The organism is Streptomyces sp. RKAG293, from assembly GCF_023701745.1.
Taxonomy (GTDB): Bacteria; Actinomycetota; Actinomycetes; order Streptomycetales; family Streptomycetaceae; genus Actinacidiphila.
The window spans coordinates 1314247-1332893 of the sequence record NZ_JAJOZB010000001.1; the positions used below are offsets into that span (position 1 = coordinate 1314247).

The 18647-nt window shown below is 73.7% G+C and carries 15 protein-coding genes; 8 read left to right on the forward strand and 7 right to left on the reverse strand.

What is annotated here, in order from left to right:
• Window positions 1-93: 93 nt before the first annotated feature.
• Together LNW72_RS05820 and LNW72_RS05825 are read right to left on the reverse strand one after the other, a co-directional pair.
• Window positions 94-1014, reverse strand: coding sequence for an AAA family ATPase (locus LNW72_RS05820; RefSeq protein WP_250974382.1), 921 nt, complete (start codon window positions 1012-1014; stop codon window positions 94-96).
• Between the two features lie 5 nt (window positions 1015-1019).
• Entirely contained in the window at window positions 1020-2225 is a 1206-nt protein-coding gene (locus tag LNW72_RS05825; protein WP_250974383.1) for a T4 RnlA family RNA ligase, read from the reverse strand.
• Between the two features lie 130 nt (window positions 2226-2355).
• On the opposite strand from LNW72_RS05825, the gene LNW72_RS05830 reads away from it, so the two are divergent.
• The 4 genes from LNW72_RS05830 (at window position 2356) to LNW72_RS05845 (ending at window position 6493) form a co-directional block, all read left to right on the forward strand.
• On the forward strand, window positions 2356-3144 hold the full coding sequence (locus LNW72_RS05830) for an SGNH/GDSL hydrolase family protein (protein WP_250974384.1): 789 nt from the start codon (window positions 2356-2358) through the stop codon (window positions 3142-3144).
• Window positions 3145-3222: 78 nt separating this feature from the next.
• Window positions 3223-4656 carry an adenylosuccinate lyase gene (gene purB / locus LNW72_RS05835; protein WP_138357207.1) on the forward strand — a complete coding sequence of 478 codons (1434 nt, stop codon included), beginning with the start codon at window positions 3223-3225 and terminating at the stop codon, window positions 4654-4656.
• The gene (mug, locus tag LNW72_RS05840) at window positions 4653-5207 is read left to right on the forward strand and encodes a G/U mismatch-specific DNA glycosylase (protein ID WP_250980033.1); all 555 of its coding nucleotides are present in this window, start codon (window positions 4653-4655) and stop codon (window positions 5205-5207) included. Before purB ends, mug begins: the two co-directional genes overlap by 4 nt.
• Window positions 5208-5335: 128 nt before the next feature.
• Window positions 5336-6493 (forward strand): ROK family protein, encoded by a 1158-nt coding sequence (locus LNW72_RS05845; protein WP_138357209.1) that lies wholly within the window; start codon window positions 5336-5338, stop codon window positions 6491-6493.
• A 78-nt stretch (window positions 6494-6571) separates the two neighbouring features.
• On the opposite strand, the gene LNW72_RS05850 is transcribed toward LNW72_RS05845, so the two are convergent.
• On the reverse strand, window positions 6572-7345 hold the full coding sequence (locus LNW72_RS05850) for a GntR family transcriptional regulator (RefSeq protein ID WP_250974385.1): 774 nt from the start codon (window positions 7343-7345) through the stop codon (window positions 6572-6574).
• A gap of 361 nt (window positions 7346-7706) precedes the next feature.
• Here LNW72_RS05850 and LNW72_RS05855 point away from each other — a divergent pair, with 361 nt between their 5' ends.
• Window positions 7707-8360, forward strand: a complete 654-nt coding sequence (locus LNW72_RS05855; protein ID WP_250974386.1) for an NAD(P)-binding domain-containing protein — start codon at window positions 7707-7709, stop codon at window positions 8358-8360.
• A 189-nt stretch (window positions 8361-8549) separates the two neighbouring features.
• The gene (locus tag LNW72_RS05860; protein WP_250974387.1) at window positions 8550-9383 is read left to right on the forward strand and encodes an alpha/beta fold hydrolase; all 834 of its coding nucleotides are present in this window, start codon (window positions 8550-8552) and stop codon (window positions 9381-9383) included.
• Here LNW72_RS05860 and LNW72_RS05865 read toward each other — a convergent pair.
• The gene (locus LNW72_RS05865) at window positions 9361-10323 is read right to left on the reverse strand and encodes a DMT family transporter (protein WP_250974388.1); all 963 of its coding nucleotides are present in this window, start codon (window positions 10321-10323) and stop codon (window positions 9361-9363) included. The two genes, LNW72_RS05860 and LNW72_RS05865, sit on opposite strands and share 23 nt — an antisense overlap.
• A gap of 46 nt (window positions 10324-10369) precedes the next feature.
• On the opposite strand from LNW72_RS05865, the gene LNW72_RS05870 reads away from it, so the two are divergent.
• On the forward strand, window positions 10370-11824 hold the full coding sequence (locus LNW72_RS05870; protein WP_250974389.1) for a PLP-dependent aminotransferase family protein: 1455 nt from the start codon (window positions 10370-10372) through the stop codon (window positions 11822-11824).
• A 145-nt stretch (window positions 11825-11969) separates the two neighbouring features.
• Window positions 11970-13343: an MFS transporter gene (locus LNW72_RS05875; RefSeq protein WP_250974390.1), complete on the forward strand. Its 1374-nt coding sequence runs from the start codon at window positions 11970-11972 to the stop codon at window positions 13341-13343.
• Window positions 13344-13359: 16 nt separating this feature from the next.
• On the opposite strand, the gene LNW72_RS05880 is transcribed toward LNW72_RS05875, so the two are convergent.
• The 3 genes from LNW72_RS05880 to LNW72_RS05890 form a co-directional block, all read right to left on the reverse strand.
• Window positions 13360-13770: a VOC family protein gene (locus LNW72_RS05880; RefSeq protein ID WP_250974391.1), complete on the reverse strand. Its 411-nt coding sequence runs from the start codon at window positions 13768-13770 to the stop codon at window positions 13360-13362.
• Between the two features lie 100 nt (window positions 13771-13870).
• Window positions 13871-16813 (reverse strand): tetratricopeptide repeat protein, encoded by a 2943-nt coding sequence (locus LNW72_RS05885; protein WP_250974392.1) that lies wholly within the window; start codon window positions 16811-16813, stop codon window positions 13871-13873.
• A complete protein-coding gene (locus tag LNW72_RS05890) occupies window positions 16810-18618 on the reverse strand; it encodes an HSP90 family protein (protein ID WP_250974393.1) in 1809 nt (602 codons plus the stop codon). The genes LNW72_RS05885 and LNW72_RS05890 overlap by 4 nt, the downstream gene beginning before the upstream one ends.
• Window positions 18619-18647: the final 29 nt, after the last annotated feature.

Genomic DNA, 18647 nt, shown 5'->3' on the forward strand with positions numbered 1-18647 from the left:
CGGCCCTCGCGCTCAGCCCTCCGGAATTGTCGCGGTGCTTGTAGCCGATTCCCGCACCACACGACGGACACTCCCTCGTGAGCTGTTCCGCCATCAGAAATTCCCGTAGTTCACCTGCCAAGTCGGCAGTCCGATGTTCCTCCAAAGTTTGATGCACCTGTCCCTGTCATCCAGGCAAACGCGCACGTTGTAGCGGTGCCGGACGTGCGCGTCGAACAGCTCGGCCTTGACGACGTCGTCGCGGCGCGTGTCTCCGGCGTGCCGCATCCACAGCTCGTCGCAGGGCACGCCGTGTGCCGCGATCCAGGCCTCGGTCTGGGCCCGGAACTCCTCGCCGCGGCCGGACAGCAGCACGATCCGGTCGCCGTTCGCCTTCTGGAAGGCGACGAGGGCGTCGCGCACCGAGGTGTTCAGGCCGTCCTGCTCGCAGCGGCTGAAGTCGTACGGGTTGCGGTTCCGGTTGATGGCGAGGGTGCCGTCGATGTCGCACATCACGGCGTCGGGCAGGGCCGGGTCCGCGGTGTAGGGCAGGACGGCGGGCGTGTCGTTCATCCAGGCGTCCGTGAGCCGCCAGCCACCGCGGGTGGACTTGGTGTGCTTGTCGGCCAGGATGCGGATGATCTCCTCGCCCACGGGGTTGTCGCGGGCCGCGTCGCGGCGCAGGCATTCCTCGATCGGCACATCGGTGAAGTCATGGACGACGAAGACCGCCAGCCCGCCGACGGCGGCCTTGAGCCGCTTGGGGATGTGCGGGGTCAGATGGGTGTTGTCGACGACGACGTCGAAACCGGCGGCGACCGTCTCCCGCACGGCGGCGTCCTGGATGGCGAGGACGGTCTGCTCGTGCTCGTGCGACCACTGCCGGCCGCCGCCGCTCCCGCCGTCGCCGAGCATCACCCGCAGGTCGTCGAGGTTGACGCGCCGGACGCGGCCTTCGGAGTCGGCGCACAGCTTGCGGGCGGCGGTGGTCTTCCCGGAGGCGGGCAGACCGGTCATGACGTGCACGGTGGGCATCGGGTTCAGCCTTCTTCGTCGTTCGCGAAAGGGTCGGAGGGGCCGGGCTTGATCGCCCGCCAGAACTGTAGATCGACGTTCTGTCCGTCGAGCAGCTGGAACATGGTGCCGCGCACCGTCCGGTCGCTGATCCGCTGGGCGGCGCGGGCGAACGCGGCCCGGTCGTGGCCGAGCGGCGCGAGAGCCGCGAACTCCTCCCGGGCGCTCGCGGCCAGCGTTTCGGCCTGGGCCACCAGACCTTCCACGATGCCGCGCACCCAGGCGTCGAACTCGTCCGGGACCTGTTCGAGCAGTGCGTCGAGCGGGCCGGTGCCGCCCGCCGCGTACGCCGCCAGTTCCTCGGCCCGGCAGCCGAGGGTCTGGGCGAGCCGCTTGGGGTCGCGGTCGGCGAACCGCTGGATGCCGAGGCTGCGCCAGATGTCCCGTTCGGTGACACCGGTGATGACCTTGTGCAGCCGCACGTAGTCCGCGGTCTTGGCCTTCGTCCGCACCCCGGAGTCGAATCGCAGGACGTACCCCTCGGCGTCCGTTCCGGTGACCTCCTGGCCGTCGACGCGGATGTTGTCCGCCGTCATCGCGAGCAGCCGGGCCAGATCGGGCGCGGGCCAGCTGCGGACGACGGAGCCGATCGGCTGCCACTCCACCGCGGCCTCGGCGAGGGCGCGTTCGGTGCCGTCGTGCGCGTACGCCGCGAGCAGCACGAGGTCGCGCCGCTCGCCGTAGTTCACGACGATGCGGTTCTCCGGGTACAGGATCTCGACGAGGTACGTGCTCCGCGGGTCGAGCGCACCGGTGTCGGCGGCACGCAGCCGCCGCGTCGCCCAGGTGGCCTGCTCCGAGGTGAACGAGCCCTTGGAGGCGACGTGCCAGCGGGCGTCGTAGTGGAAGACGATGCCGAGGGAACCGTCGACCTTGTCGTAGACCTCGAACGGCTCGACGGGCAGTGCCGGCGCGTACGGCAGCCCGAGGCCGTGCTCCCCGACGTTGAAGAACTTCTCGAACGGCCACGCCACGATCGCACCGGTCCCGTCGTCGGCCACCAGGCCGCGGCAGCGGATGGTGACGTCGGTCCAGGCGCGCTCGTACTGGCAGGTGCGCGTGTAGGTGTAGATCGAGAGGGGCAGTTCGGGGTGCTGCTTGCGCGAGACGTGTCCCGACTCGATGGCCGCGACGAGGTCTTCGGGCTTGACGAGGGTTTCGAGGTCGGTCACGGCTGCTCCTGATCGGGTCATGGGTGTCCGGTGCAGCGTGACCGGTATCGCTGGTTCGTGCGATTGAATTATTGATCATCATCGATCGCCGAGCGGACCCGGCCCGGTGGCGGGTAGGATCGCCCGCGCCATGCAGATGAATGCCACGTACACCAGTTTTGTCGCGGTCGGCGACTCCTTCACCGAGGGAATGTCGGACGCCCTCCCGGACGGTTCGTACCGGGGATGGGCCGACCTGGTCGCCGGGCGCCTCGCCGCCCGCGTCCCTGATTTCCGGTACGCCAACCTCGCGGTGCGGGGCAAGCTCATCCGGCAGATCGCGGACGAGCAGGTGGACACCGCCGCGTCGATGCGCGCCGACCTCGTCACGCTGGTCGGCGGGCTCAACGACACCTTGCGGCCCAAGTGCGATGTCGACGCCGTCTGCGCGCTGCTGGAGCAGTCCGTGGAGAAGCTGGCGCCCAGCTGCGGGCAGCTCGTCCTCATGCGCAGCCCGATCCGCCGGGGACCCGTCGCGGCCCGCTTCCTGCCGCGTATGGAGCAGCTCTTCGCGTTCCTCGACACCCTCGCGGAACGGCACGGCGCGGTCGTGGTCGACCTCTACGGGTCGGGGGTGCTCGGTGATCCGCAGATGTGGGCCGACGACCGGCTGCATCTGAACGCCGAGGGCCACCGCCGGGTGGCCGAGGCGGTCTGGCAGGCGCTCGGCCACGAGCCGGAGTCGGACTGGACGGAGCTGCTGCCGCCCGCCGTGCCGCCGGGCTGGGTGACGCGGCGCGGCGCCGACCTGCGCTTCACGCGCGAGCACCTGGTGCCGTGGATCGGGCGGCGGCTGACCGGCCGCTCCTCGGGGGACGGCATGCCGCCCAAGCGCGGCGAGCTGCTCCCGTACCGGACCGACCAGGCTGACCAGGGCTGACCAGCGCCGACGCGCTCTGCCGGCGGCCGATCCGGCCGGGGCGCTGGCCTGCGCCGACGCGCAGTAGACTCTCTGCACGTGACTGCTAAGCCTCGTATCCCGAACGTCCTGGCCGGCCGCTACGCCTCGGCGGAGCTCGCCACCTTGTGGTCCCCCGAGCAGAAGGTGGTGCTGGAGCGCCGTCTGTGGCTCGCCGTCCTGCGGGCGCAGAAGGACCTCGGCATCGAGGTGCCGGAGCAGGCGCTCGCCGATTACGAGCGGGTGCTGGAGCAGGTCGACCTCGCCTCCATCGCCGAGCGCGAGAAGATCACCCGGCACGATGTGAAGGCCCGCATCGAGGAGTTCAACGCCCTCGCCGGGCATGAGCAGGTCCACAAGGGCATGACGTCGCGCGACCTCACCGAGAACGTCGAGCAGCTGCAGATCCGGCTGTCGCTGGAGCACGTCCGCGACCGTACGGTGGCGGTGCTGACCCGGCTGGGGAAGCTCGCGGCCGAGTACGCCGAGCTGGTCATGGCCGGGCGTTCGCACAACGTCGCCGCGCAGACCACCACACTGGGCAAGCGCTTCGCGACGACGGCGGACGAGCTGCTGGTGGCCTTCGAGCGGGTCGAGGACCTGCTGGGCCGCTACCCGCTGCGCGGTATCAAGGGCCCGGTCGGCACCTCGCAGGACATGCTGGACCTGCTGGGCGGCGACACCGCCAAGCTCGCCGAGCTGGAGGACCGGATCGCCGGTCACCTGGGCTTCTCGCGGGCCTTCACCTCCGTCGGCCAGGTCTACCCGCGCTCGCTGGACTACGATGCGGTGACCGCGCTGGTGCAGCTGGCCGCAGCCCCCTCCTCGCTGGCCAAGACGATCCGGCTGATGGCCGGGCACGAGCTGGTCACCGAGGGCTTCAAGCCGGGCCAGGTCGGCTCGTCCGCGATGCCGCACAAGATGAACACCCGCTCCTGCGAGCGCGTCAACGGTCTCGCGGTGATCCTGCGCGGCTACGCCTCGATGGTCGGCGAGCTGGCGGGCGACCAGTGGAACGAGGGCGACGTGTCCTGCTCGGTGGTGCGCCGGGTCGCGCTGCCGGACGCGTTCTTCGCCTTCGACGGCCTGCTGGAGACGTTCCTGACGGTGCTGGACGAGTTCGGCGCCTTCCCGGCCGTCATCGCCCGTGAGCTGGACCGCTACCTGCCGTTCCTGGCCACCACGAAGGTGCTGATGGGCGCGGTGCGCGCCGGTGTGGGCCGGGAGATCGCGCACGAGGTCATCAAGGAGCACGCGGTGGCCTCCGCGCTGGCGATGCGCGAGAAGGGCGCCGAGCGCAACGAGCTGCTGGACCGGCTCGCCGAGGACGAGCGGATGCCGCTGGACCGGGCGCAGCTGGACGCGCTGATGGCCGACCGGCTGTCGTTCACCGGTGCCGCCGCCGGACAGGTCGCGGCCGTCGTGCAGCGGATCGCCGAGGTCGCCGAGCGGCACCCGAAGGCGGCCGCGTACGCGCCCGGAGCGATCCTCTGACGCCGGAGGAACTCGAAGCCGCCCGCGACCGCACCATCGAGGATGTGGCCGCGGGCGGTCTGCGTGTGCTGTTCTGCGGGATCAATCCGGGGCTGCTGTCCGCGGCGACCGGCCACCACTTCGCCCGGCCGGGCAACCGGTTCTGGCCGGTGCTGCACGCCTCGGGCTTCACTCCCCGGCGGCTGCTCCCCGCCGAGCAGCGCGAGCTGCTCTCGTACGGGCTCGGCATCACCAATGTCGCGGCGCGGGCCACGGCGCGGGCGGACGAGCTGAGCGCCGCGGAGATGGTGGAGGGCGGCCGGATCCTGGACGCCAAGGTGCGGCAGCTGGAGCCGGCGTGGCTGGCCGTGGCCGGCATCACCGCCTACCGGGTCGCCTTCGGTGAGAAGGACGCCCGGATCGGCCCGCAGGAGCGGACCATCGGCCGGACCCGGATCTGGGCGCTGCCGAACCCCAGCGGGCTCAACGCCCACTGGACGGCCGCGGCCATGGCGGAGGAGTTCGGACGGCTGCGCGCGGCGTCCGGCGACCCGGATCCGGCCGCCCGCTAGGCACTTGAGGGTGCTCCGGTGAGGCTCCGGCCGCGACCGGCGCCGCGCGGGCTGCAACGGCACTCGCCGCGCGGCCGCTGGCCAGGTACGATCCGCCCACATACACGCGCCGGCTGGGAGGACATACGTTGGGGCGGCTCACCGGCGGGGACCCGTCCCTGCTGCGACGGATCAATTCCGCGGTGGTCCTCCATGCGCTGCGCGGGTCCCAGACCCCCACTCTGACCGAGCTGGTGCACAGCACCGGGCTCTCCCGGCCGACCGTCGAGGGCGTCATCGAGGGGCTGACGGAGTCCCGTCTGGTGGTGGAGGCCCCGGCCGAGCCCGGTGACGCCCGCAAGCAGGGCCGGCCGGCCCGCCGCTTCCGGTTCCACGCCGAGGCCGGCCATCTGCTGGGCATAGAGATCGGCGCGCACCAGGTGCGTGCGGTGCTGTCCGACCTCAGCGGCCAGCTGCTGGGCTCGCTGGGTCATGACGTGGCGGAGGCGGCGTCCGCGGACGACCGGCTGGACCGGGTCCGCGGCACCGTCGCCGAGCTGCTCCGCAAGTGCGGGGTGGCGCGCAGCACGCTGTGGGCGGTCGGTGTCGGCAGCCCCGGCATCGTCGAGGCCGACGGCGCGGTTCGGTTGAGTACGGCGCTGCCGGGCTGGACGGGTCTGCCGCTCGGCGAGCGGCTGCAGCGGTCGTTCCGCTGTCCGGTGCTGGTGGAGAACGACGCGAACGTCGCGGCCGTCGCCGAGCACTGGAAGGGCGTCGGCATGGGGACCGACGACATGGTCTTCGTGCTGGCCGGGCTGAGCCCGGGTGCCGGTTCGCTGATCGGCGGCCGGCTGCACCGCGGCTTCGGCGGCGCGGCGGGCGAGATCGGGGCGCTGCACCTGCTGGGGCAGGAGGTGACACCGGAGCATCTGCTGTCGACCACCGGGACGCCGCTGCACCCGCTGGACGAGTCGGCCGTCGCCCGGGTCTTCGCGCTCGCCAAGGGTGGCGATGTGCAGGCCAAGGAGGCCGTGGACCGGTATCTGCGGCGGCTGGTGCACGATGTGGCGGCCCTGGTGCTCGCCCTCGACCCCGAGCTGGTGGTGATCGGCGGCTGGGCGGCGGGCCTGGACGGCGTTCTGGAGCCGCTGCGCGACCAGCTGGCGCGCTACTGCCTGCGGCCGCCGGAGGTGACGCTGTCGGCGCTGGGCCAGGAGGCCATCGCCACCGGGGCGCTGCGGCTGGCGCTGGACCACGTCGAGGAGCAGTTGTTCGCCGTCGAGCAGACCTCGCTCCCCCGGCGCTGAGCCGACGGCGCCCTCCCGACAGCACTGAGCACCGGAACCCCCAGGGTCCCGGTGCTCATGTGGGTACGACGCTGTGTCTCAGGACGCCTGGCGGCGCTCCTGCTCCTCGTGGGGGGTGACCTCCACGGCGCCGGAGTCACCGAAGGTGAGCCGGCAGGTGTCCGCGCGGTAGGTGGAGATCGCGACGGCGGCGACCTGGCCGGCCGCGAAGTAACGCGTGGTGACGACGAGGACCGGGGCACCGGGCAGCCGGTCGAGCTGCTTGGCGTCCTCGGCGCGGGCCGAGCCCAGCTCCACGGCGCGGTCCTCACCCTCCAGGTCCAGCCGCTGCAGCTCCCGCAGCACGGCGGGCGCGTGGGTCGCCGGGGACAGCAGACCGGGCAGTCCGGGGACCGACTCGGCGGGAACGTAGAGCAGTTCGGTGGCGACCGGCTGGCCGTTCATGACGCGCTCGCGCCGGATGGTGTGCACCGGGACCCCGGCACCGCTGTCGAAGAGCCGGGCGACGGCGGCCGGGGCGACGGCCTCGGCGCAGCCGACCGTGCGCCAGGTGTCGTTGCCGATACCGGGCCAGGCGTTGTCCGCCGGGCCGACGGCCACACCCATGCGGGGCGGGGCGACGGTGGTGCCGACACCACGGCGGCGCTGCAGCCGTCCTTCGAGCTCGAGCTGCTCCAGGGCCTGGCGGAGCGTGGCCCGCGCGACACCGAAGCGGGCGGCGAGGTCACGCTCGTTGGGCAGGATCTCGCCCACCGAGAACTCGGAGTCGAGCGCGTCATTGAGCACGGTCTTCAGGTGCCAGTACTTCGGCTCCTGAACGTCCTGCGTCGCGTCGAGCTGCGTGGTCCCCACCCTGTCCTCGCAATCGCTGGGGCCCTGAGCGGGCCTTGTTCAGCCTTGTTTCGGAACCCCTGTTTATTAAAGGTTCTTGCACTACTAAGGCGACGATAGGGCGGGCCTCCCCCTTGGTCAAGACCAATCATCGATCCGGTCCCTGACCAGGGACGCCTCGTACGCATGACGTTCACGCGATGTTGATGCCGCGCCACAGGGGCGTGGGCCGGTCACGGAGCGTCGCCGCCGGCCGGGGGTGACCGGGGCGGCACTCCGGTGGGACCGGCCGTGCCGATGTCCGGGCGGGGCGGCGGGCACGGAGCCACAATGAGGCCGGGCCGCCGCAGCGGCGGCCGCTGCGGGAACGAAGGGGAACCGGATGCGTTACGCGGTACTGGGTACGGGCGAGGTCGGCCGGACGCTCGCGGGCAAGCTCGTCGCGCTGGGCCACGAGGTGACGCTCGGGTCGCGTACGAAGGACAACCCGGCGGCGCTGGCGTGGGCGCAGGAGGCCGGGCCCGGTGGGCACCACGGGACGTTCGCGGATGCGGCGGCCTTCGGCGAGGTCGTCGTCAACGCCACCGGGGGCATGGTGTCGCTGCAGGCGCTGGAGGCGGCGGGTGCGGCGAACCTCGCGGGGAAGCTGCTGGTCGACGTCGCCAATCCGCTGGCGTTCGCGGCCGGGGAGATGGTGCTGGACCCGGTGGGCTCCGACAGTCTCGGCGAGCGGATCCAGCGGGCGTTTCCGCAGGCCCGGGTGGTGAAGACGCTCAACACGGTCAACTCGGCGGTGATGGTGGATCCTTCACGGGTGCCGGGTGAGCATGTGCTGTTCCTGAGCGGGGAGGACACGGCGGCGAAGGAGCAGACGGCCGCGCTGCTGGCGGAGTTCGGCTGGCCGCGCGAGCGGGTCGTGGACCTCGGCGGGATCACGTCGGCCCGCGGTACCGAGGCCTATCTGCTGCTGTGGGTGAAGGCCATGGGCGCCCTGGGGCACGCCGACTTCAACGTCACACTGCAGCGGGCCGGTTGACCGCTGTCCTGCCCGCCACGGAGGAGGGAAGGAGCCCCGACCGAGACGGGGGCGCCCGGTCGGGGCTGCTGGCCGGGCCGGCAGCGAACACCGGCCCGTATCCAGTGAACTCACGGTGCCCCATAGGAGTTCCCGGGCTTCCCCGATACCCTTCCTGACGTCATGTCTATCAACGGTCAGGAGCGCTCCATGCCCCGAACCGCCTCCCTCGTCGAGGTCTCCCCCGCCGGTCTCCCGCCCGTTCTCGTCGCCTACGAGCGCCGCGGCAAGGGAGAGCCGCTGGTGCTGCTGCACGGCATCGGGCACCACCTCCAGGCATGGGACCCGGTGGCCGGTCTGCTCGCGGCCGAGCGGGACGTCATCGCCGTGGACCTGCCCGGCTTCGGCCAGTCCCCCGCTCAGCACGAGTCCGTCCCCAGTGACCTGCCGACCGCCGTCGCCGCGCTCGACGCCTTCTTCACCGCGCTCGGGCTCGACCGCCCGCATGTGGCCGGCAACTCCCTCGGCGGCCTCGTCGCACTGCACCTGGGTCGCGAACGGCTCGTGCGCAGTGTGACGGCGCTGTCCCCCGCCGGGTTCTGGACCGAGTCGGAACGGCGCTACGCCTTCACCGTGCTGGGGGCGATGCGGCGCGGCGCCCTGCTGCTGCCGCCGACCACCGTGCAGCGGATGGCCCGCAGTACGGCCGGCCGCGCCGCGCTCACCAGCGCGATCTACTCCCGCCCCGGTCAGCGTTCGCCGGAGGCGGTGGTGGCCGAGACGCGTGCCATGCGGGAGGCCGCCGGATTCGAGGCCACGCTGGCGGCGGGCCGGGCCGGCGTCGTCTTCAGCGACGACGTCCCCGATGTCCCGGTGACCATCGCCTGGGGCTCCCAGGACCGCGTCCTGCTGCGCCGCCAGGGGATCCGCGCCAAGCGCACCATCCCCGGTGCCCGGCTGATCCGGCTGCCCGGCTGCGGCCATGTGCCGATGAACGACGACCCGGAGCTGGTGGCCCGGGTCATCCTCGACGGCTCGCGCTGACCGCCGGCCGGGCCTCCGCCGCCCGGCCCGTCAGGGCTCCGGTCCGTTCGCCCGGCGCGCGCCGGGCGAGCATTCCGGAGCCCACCGCGACTCCCGCCGCGACCAGCAGGCTGCCCGCCAGCCGTCCGGGCCCGAACGTGCCCACGCCGACCAGCGGCGCGGTCAGCGCCGCGGAGACCGGGATCAGCCCGGAGAAGAGCGTGGCGCGCTCGGCGCCGATGCGCTGCATCCCGGCGTACCAGCAGACGAAGCCGATGACGGTCGCCACGACGGCCTGCCAGCCCAGCGCCACCGCCTCGCCCGTGTCCGGCAGCCGCAGCGCGGCCCGCCCGTCGAGCAGCAGTCCGAGCAGCCCGGCCTCGACGGCGGCGAAGCCGCAGACGCAGGTCGACAGCAGTCGCGGACCCAGTGGTCCGACCAGCCGTGCCGCGACCACCGCGAAGGCGACCTCTCCGGCGAGCGCCGCCACCGACCACAGCAGCCCGGCGGTGTCCGAGCCGCCCCACCCCTGCACCGCGAACGCCCCGCCCGCGACGAGCAGCGCCCCGGCCAGTACCGCGCGGGAGGGGCGCCGGCCGGCCAGCAGCGGCACGAGCACCGCCACGACGATCGGTGCGCAGCCCACCAGGACGCCGGGCACCGCGGGTTCCGCGCTGCCCTCGGCGGCGAGCACCGCGAGGTTGAAGCCGACCATGCCGGTCGCGGCGAGCACCGCGAGCCGCAGCCACTGCCGCCCGGTGAGCGCGCGCAGCCGGACGGCGGTGTCGCCGGCGCTTCTGAGGGTGAGCAGGGCCAGCAGCACGAAGGCGATGCCGTACCGCAGTCCCTGGCCTCCGGCGTGCGGGTAGTCGACGAGCGCGCCGTTGGCGGTGAAGGAGCCGCCGACCAGGACACAGGCGAGGGCTGCCAGGAGCGCTCCACGGCGCTGGAATGAGTTCATGCGATGACGCTATGAAGAGAACCGGTCCGGATTAAGGTCCAATCCCATGGCTGCTTCGAGGACCACTTCCGACGACGGCAACGGTGACGGTGACGGCGCGGGCGGGACCGCCGCCTGGGAGCTGCTGCTCCCCTCAGCCACCGCCCCGGCGCGCAGCCGTGGCCGCGCGCTGCAGGGGGCGCTGCGCGACGCGGTGCGGTCGGGCCGGCTGGCGCCCGGCACCCAACTGCCGTCGAGCCGGGAGCTGGCCGCCGATCTGCGGGTGTCGCGCGGGCTGGTGACGGACGCGTACGCGCAGCTGACCGCGGAGGGGTACCTGAGCGGCCGGCAGGGCTCAGGGACGTGGGTGACCAGCGCGTGCGCGGGTCCTGCGGCACCTGCCCCGGGACCGTTCGCGGCGGACGACCGGGGCGGCCCCGCGGACTTCCGGCCGGGGCTGCCGGATCTGTCGCTCTTCCCGCGCGCCGCCTGGTCGGCCGCCCATCGCAGGGTCCTGACGCGGCTGCCGCACCGGGCGTTCGGCTATCCCGATCCCCGCGGGCTGCCCGAACTGCGGGCCGCGCTCACCGATCTGCTGGCCCGCCGCCGCGGGGTCGCGGTGGAGCCGGACCGGGTCGTGGTGTGCTCCGGGGTGGCGCAGGCGCACACCCTGATCGGCCTGGTCCTGCGGGACCGCGGGGAGCGCCGGGTGGCGGTGGAGGATCCGGGCAGCCCAGAACACACAGCGCTGTTCGCGGCGGCCGGGCTGGAGGCCGTGCCGGTGCCGGTGGACTGCGACGGCCTGGACCCGGCGGCGCTGGCCGCCACCGGGGTGCGGGCGGCCGTGGTCACCCCGGCCCACCAGTTTCCTTCGGGGGTGGCGTACACCGCCGGGCGGCGCGGTGAACTCGCCGACTGGGCCCGGGAGAGCGGCGGACTGCTGATCGAGGACGACTACGACGGGGACTTCCGCTACGACCGGGCCCCCGTCGGCGCCCTCCAGGGCCTGGCCCCCGGCCGGGTCGCCTACACCGGATCCGTCAGCAAGTCGCTGGCTCCCGGACTGCGGCTGGGCTGGCTGGTCGCGCCGGCGGAGCTCGCGGCCGAGGTCGCGGCACGCAAGCGGACGATGGACCTCGGCAATCCGGTGACCGAGCAGGCCGTCCTGGCGGAGTTCATCTCCGGCGGCCACTACGACCGGCAGTTGCGGCGCTGCCAGCGCCTCTACCGCATCCGCCGCAACACCCTGGCCGAGGCGCTGGAACGGCACTTCCCCGGTTCCCTGGTCAGCGGGATCGCGGCCGGACTGCATGTGATCGCGGCCCTGCCCGCGCGGTACGGACCCGAGCCGCGCTTCCTCGCGGCGGCCGCGGCGGCGGGTGTCGCGGTACGGCCGCTGTCCGACTACACCGTGCGCGGCGGCGGTGCGGAGGACGGCCGGGTGCACCTCGTCATGGGGTACGCGCACCTGTCGCCCGCGGACATCGAACGGTCCGTCGCCCTGCTGGCCGAGGGCTTTTGATCTCGAATCGGCAACGAGAGGTTTAACTTCTCGATACCCCCTTCTGTCGCAGTCGTCCCCCTTGATAGATATGACGCAGCGCGTTCCTGTCGGTCGATAGGCGCTCCACCCCCTTTTGGCCTTCGTCCTGTTGAGAGGTACGCCCATGCCTCCGCGCCCCCGCGCGGCGGTCCTGCCCCTGGTCGCGGTCTTCGCCGCCGGGTATCTCGCCGCCTATCTGCTGCCCACCATCGTCGGGCACCTCGGTTCCTCCCCCGGTGGCCTCGGCCTGAGCAGCGCTCATGCGGGCGCTGTCGGCAGCGCCCTGCTGCTCTCGTCGGCCGGTGCCGGACTGACCCTCGCCTCCCGCGTGGACCGCCTGGGGCCCGTCCGCCTCGCCCGCGCCGGACTGCTGCTCATGGTGGCGGGCTTCGCCCTCGCCGCCGGCACGTCCCACGTCCCGCTGGTGGTCGCCGGCTGCGTCATCGGCGGCTTCGGCTCCGGGACGGCGACGGCGGTGGCCGCCGTCGGGATCGCCGCCCGCCCGGATCCGCACCGCGCCTCGGTACTGGGTCTGTTGACCACCTCGGCGACGGCCGGCGCGCTGTATCTGGTGCTGCCGCGACTCGGTGGCGGCCACGCACTGCCGTTCGCCGCCATCGCCTGCGCCGCCGCGCTGGCGCTGCCCGCGGCCGGGCGGCTGCCCGCCGCACCGGACCGGGCGGCGTCACCGCGCCCCGACGCCGGCGTCCCGGCCCGGCTGCCGCACCGCCGTGCCGGCGCCGTACTGGCCGTCGCCATGCTGTGCTGGTCGATGGCGCAGAACGCCCTGTGGGGCGTGAGCGGACGCATCGGCCTCGACCGGGCCGGACTCTCCGAGGCCGCGCTCGGCCTGGTCTTCGCCGTCGCCCTCGGCGGCGGTCTGGCCGGGGTCGGCGCGGCCGGCGCGCTCGGCTCCCGGCTCGGCCGCGCCGTCCCGATCGGCGTGGGCACCGCGGTCATCGCCACCTGTGTCGCGGTGAGCGCCTCGGCCGGCGGAGCCGTGCCGTTCGCGACCGGCGAGGTGCTCTGGAACACCGTCTACCCGGTGGTGCTCTCCTACCTGATCGGCCTGGCCGCCTCACTCGACGGCCAGGGCCGCTGGGCCGTGCTGGCCGGCTCCGCCTCCAACCTCGGCGTCGCCTGCGGACCGCTGGCCGGGACGCTGCTCGCCGGCCATGCCGGCTACCCGGTCATGGGCGCCGTACTGGCCTGCGTGCTGTTCGCCACCGCCGTGCCGCTCACCGCGGTCGCGCTGCACAGCGGCGGCCGCGTCCTGCTGCCGGGCACCGTACGGCGGCGCGGTGGCGCGGCCGCGGCGGCTGTCGCGGGCGCGGCCGGCGCCCCGGCGGGGGCCGTACCCGAACTGGGCGGCACCGAACTGGTGGTGACCGACATCGAGGTCGCCCCGATGCCCGTACTGGAAGCGGTACTCGCCCCGCCGACGGCGGCGCTGCCGGCCCCCCGCGAGGAGACGGCGGCGCAGCTCGCGTCGGTCTAGCGCACGGCTGTGGGCGTCATGAGTTGGACCACTGGCGGGTCGAGAGGACCAGCCGGTAGCCGTCCGCGTCCTCGATCGTGACACCCCACTGGTCCCAGTACGGGTTGTGCGCGGGCACGCGGGTGCCGCCGTGCTCCAGCAGGCGGGCGAGGAGGTCGGCCGGGACCTCGCCGTCGACGTAGACGACGAGCAGGTCCTCGGCCGTCGGCCGGGGCTCGACCGGCTGTCCGGGGTCGTGCACCAGCTCCAGGTGCCAGGCCGCGTCCGGCCAGCCGGCCATCAGCAGGGAGTGGTCCCCGGGGGTGCCGTCCCCTTCGTGGTGGTAGAGCACATCGAGACCGAGACCGCCGATCCAGAAGCGTTCGGCCGCCGCCAGATCCTTCGACGGCCGCGCGATGCGGACGTGTGCCGTGCCGTTGACCGCCATGAAAACCCCCTGCCCAGGGGCCGCCACCTGCGGCGACCCGATACGGAGGAACCTACCGGGCCGTTGATCATCCGCGCGATCGGCCCGGTGCTCCCGATGACTAGGGAGCGGGATCCGCGTCCGGCGGCTGCTTGGTGTGGTCGAGGACGGATCCGGCTTCGGCCCGCCTCCGTTCGGCCGTCTCGCCCTCCTCGTCGCCGTAGTCGGCGAGCACCGCCCGCGCCCGGTCCGCGGCGGCGTCGCGCCGGCCGAGGTCGGCCTCGATCCAGGCGGCGACCAGCTGTGCGGCGGAGCGGCCGTCACGGGACCCGTAGGTCGCGGCGGCCCGCCCGGTGTGTACGAGTGCCTCCTCATAGGCGGCGCGGGCCGAGCCGTCGGTGTCCGCGTCCCCGGGTTCGCCGGGGCAGCCGCGGACCAGGAGTTGGCCGGTCTGGAGGTGGGTGTCGGCGAGGTCGGCGCGCAGCATGTCCCGCTCGTCCTCGTCGGTGGCCGCGGCGAGCGCGGCGGCGGCGGCCTGTGCGGCGGACTCCATCGCCCGGCGGGCGGCGGGCAGTCCCGGCCGGCCCTCGCGCAGCTCGATCCATGCGCGGGCCCGCAGTGCGCGCACCACCGCCGGGGTCCGCCCGAGGGCGCGCCACAGCTGTTCCGCGCGCTCGTAGGCCTGGACGGCCTGGTCGTCGAGCCCGGCGCGGTTGAGGGCGTCGGCGGCGAGGTGGGCGAGATTCGCGTGGTCCTGCTGTTCCTCCCACTCCTTGGCGATCTCCGCGGCGAGCAGGAACTGCTCGGCGGCCTCGCGGGGTTCGGCCAGCTGCAGCAGGCACTCGCCCAGCCACCACCGGGCCTGTACGACCCGGCCCTCGTGGTGCGCCGCGCGCAGGTCGGGCAGCGCGGTCTCCAGGACGGCGGCCGCTTCGGCGGCGCGGCCGAGGCGGTTCAGCGCCCCGCCGAGCACGAGCCGGGCCCAGCCGCCGGTGTCCTCGCCGTCGCCCGCCTCGTCGGCCCGGTGCGCGCCTTCCAGCGCGTGGTCGGCGGCCTCGTCGTCCTGGCCGGTGTCGGCGAGCGCCTGGGCGAGGACGGTGAGCAGATGGGCGTGGTGCGCGGGGGTGAGGATCCCGGCGCCGAGGTCCAGCGCGGACCGGGCCGCGCGGGCGGCGGTGTGCGGATCGCCGTGGTTCAGGGCGAGCTCGGCGAGCATCGCCTCGCCCTCGACGGCGAGCCAGGGGCGTCCGGACTCCTGGTGCAGTGCGGAGGCCCGGGTGAACGCCTCGGCCGCGCCCCGGACATCGCCGCGGCCGGCGACGAGCCGGCCGAGCAGACAGGTCGCGTCGGCGATCCGGCCGAGGACGCGGTCCTCGTCGCGGTGGGCCTCGGCGAGGACCAGGATGTCGGAGACCTTGGCCTCCACGGCGGCCGCGGCCGCCTGGGGGTCGGCGGCCTGCCCGATCGTTCCCAGCCGGATCCTGGCGCGCAGCAGCAGTGCGCCGGTGAACTGGCGTGTGGTGGCCCGCTCCTTGGCGTGCAGTTCCCTGAGCTGTTCGCAGGCGGCGTCGGCCGCGGCGAGGGCGGGTTGCGCGGGTCCGGCGAGGGCCATGGCGTAGGCGGCGCGGCCGCGGCACGCGGCGGCCTCCCCGTACTCCCCCGCCGCCTCGAAGTCCGCGACGGCCGCGGTCAGCAGCGCGAGCGCCGCCGGCGGGTCGTCGAGGCTGTCCATGCCGGCGTGGTCGGCGACTTCGGCGCGGACCATCGGGTCCAGCGGGGTCCCGGTGCGGTCGGCGGCGCGGCCGACCGCGGCCCAGGCCCGGTAGGCCGCGTCGCGTTGCGCTCTGCTGAGCTCACGGGCCCGGGCGATGAGCTCCGTGAGGTCGTCACTCCGTTCCGCGGCGGCGTCCGCGGACGGCATGTCGGCCGCCGCGGCCGGTGCTGTCTCTGGAAGGCGCGCGGCGCGCACCCCGAGCGGCAGCCGGTCGAGGAGCGGGGTGCTGCCGAGGCGTTCCGTCACCCAGGTGCTGACGGTGTCCGTGCCGTTGCGCTCGTCGAATCCGCGGGCGAGGCGCGTGATGGTGGCTTCGGTGCGGATGAGGAGCTCGGCCGCGGTGCGCGTCGTCGCCCCTGGCGCGGGGACGGGACGGTCGCCGTGCCCGAGTGCGGTGAGCCGGCGCAGCAGGACGGCGGCGGCGCCCAGGAAGTGCAGCCGGGACAGGGGCGTTCCGTCGCCCTCCAGGTGCGCGGTGTGTTCGGCGAGGATCTCCAGGCCGCGCGCCTCGTTGCCGGTCAGCGCGCAGAACTCGATGTGCCGGCCGATGGAGGGCAGCAGGCTCTCGTTGCCGCGGGCCAGCCGGTAGCCGCGCAGATGGTTCCCGCGGGCCTCGTCGGTGCGCCCGAGCCGGACCAGGGGCAGCAGTGACAGGGCCAGGACGCGGTGCGGTTCCTCCTGGCAGCTGTGCTCGCCCGCCAGCACCGGCGCCCAGGCGGCGACGGCGCGTTCGTCCTCACCCAGGTCGGCGTGCCACTCGCCCTCGTCGTTGAGTTCGCAGGCCCTGCAGTCGCTCATGATGTCGCGGTCGGCGGCGGTCCAGGCCGCCAGCGAGTCGGCGGCCGCGGCCATGTCGCCGGTGTGCCGGGCCAGGCTGTACTCGGCGGCGCGTACGGGCCGCTGCGAGTAGCCGCCGAGGGCGTAGCGGCGGCCCATCTCCACCAGCCACCGGCGGATGGACTCCAGCGGGATGTCGGAGTAGCCGATCATGCCAGTGCTCACCCATTTGAAGCGCCAGTGCAGCTGGTAGACGGCGCGCTCGCCGAAGTCCTCCGGGTGCTCGTCCCACATCCGCAGCAGACGGGAGAACGGCACGAACATCTTGGCGCGCTCGCTGCTGTACTCGTAGGCGCTGACGAGGTCGAAGAGCGCATCCAGCAGCAGCGGCCGGTCGCCCGTGGTCTCGGCGAGGGCCACCAGTTCCTCGGCGCGGGCGTTGCGCACCGTGCCGTTGCGCGCGGAGCGGTTCTCCTCCAGCGCCTGGTGGATCTCGTGCGCGGCCGCCGTCATCGGCTCTCCTCCTGGCCTTCGGGGTGCGTGGCCCACTGCAGCAGGTCCAGGAACGCACGGTTGATCAGTGCCGAGTCGGCCGGGCGCAGCGGGCGCTGGGCCAGCATCAGGGCCTGGCCGTAGAGCGCCTCGGTGGCGGTGCCGGCGAGTTCGGGGTCGTCGAGGGCGCTGATCCGGCGGACCAGCGGGTTGTGGTGGTTGAGGACGAGCCGGGCGCGGGGCGCGGAGCCGCGCAGCGAGCCGAGGATGCCGGCCCACAGCCCGTCCGCCTGGGTCTCCTCCTCGGCGCGGGCCCGTTCGAACCGGGCGGCGCGGTCGTCGAGGTGGAGGGCGGGGACGGTCAGCGGGTGGAAGGTGCGCAGCACGACGTCGCAGCCCAGGGCGTCGAGCCGGGTGCGCGCCGCGGTGAGGAAGCCGGCCAGCGCGAGCTCCTCCGCGGGGTCGACGGCGTCCAGGTGCGCGGTGACGGTGTCGGCGTCGAGTTCCGCGACGGCGGTGCCGGGCCGCACCCGCGGCAGCAGTTCGACGAGGTCGGCGTCGTACGTGTAGCCGCCGTTGACGACCCCGATGCCCTGGGCGGACGCGATGGGCGCGACCTGCCGGTACTCCTCGACGGTGCGGGTGAAGTGCACGACCGGGTGGCGGCGGGCGAACTCCTCCAGCGACAGCCGTCCGTCGGTGGTCTCGAACGGCAGCCACGGCAGCATCACGCGGAGCATCTCCGCGTCGTGCCGGGCCAGCGACTTCACCCCGAGGTGGTGCACGGACAGGAACTGCCCGAGCCGTTCGGGGTCTCCCGCGGCGAGCGCGGTCAGCCACTCGCGGATACGGCCGCCGAGCGCGTCGCGGACGGCGGCCAGTGTCTCGTCGGCGTACAGGCTCTCGCGGGACGCGGTGGGGCGCAGGCTGTCGGTGTCGATGACGCAGCGGACGAAGAACGCCCAGTCCGGCAGCAGGTCGTCGGCCCGTTCGGTGAGCAGCATGCCCTTGAGGTGGACGCGGTGGCCCGCGCGCCGGGCGGGGCTGACGGCCTCCGGCAGCACGTAGGCGACTCCGCGCACGCCGGCGAGCGGCACGTCCAGGTCGATGGCGTCCAGCGGGGTGAAGCCGAACTGCTCGTGGCAGTGCCGGGCGAGGGCGATCCGCCGGGTGGCAGGGCTGGAGTGCTGGCGTTCCCACACCGCGGGCAGATCGGTGACCGGCTCGTCCCCGACGCGGACGTCGTAGGGCAGCAGCGAGCCGAAGTCCCGGGCGAGGGCGGTGACCCGGGCGGGTTCCAGCCACTCGGCGGCCCCGGGCCGGGCGCTGAGGTACACCGTGGTGCCGGGTTCGGTGCGCGCGTCCGGCGGCAGGGTGCGGACGGTGTACGAGCCGTCGTCGCGGGCCGTCCACTCCACCGGCGGGGCGTCGGGGGTGCGGGCGGAGCGGCTGACGACGCGGATCTCCTCGGCGACGACGAAGCACGCGAGCAGTCCGATGCCGAACTGGCCGAGGAACTCGGCGCGCGCCGACTCCAGGCCGTCGCGCTTGGAGCTGCGGCCGATGGTGGCCAGCAGGGTGTGCACGTCGTTCTCGGTCAGACCGATGCCGCTGTCCTCGACCCGGAGCCGGCCCTCGCCGGCGTACAGCCGCACCCGCGCGGGCGCGTCCGGCTGCTCCGCGCGACGCGCCGTGATCGCGTCAACGGCGTTCTGCAGCAGTTCCCGCAGGTAGACCTTGGGGCTGGAGTAGAGGTGGTGGGAGAGCAGGTCCACCAGGCCGCGGAGATCGACCTGGAAGGTGTGCGGTATGTGATCAGCAGTCATCGTCTCAGCCGTACAGGGGATGAATTCCG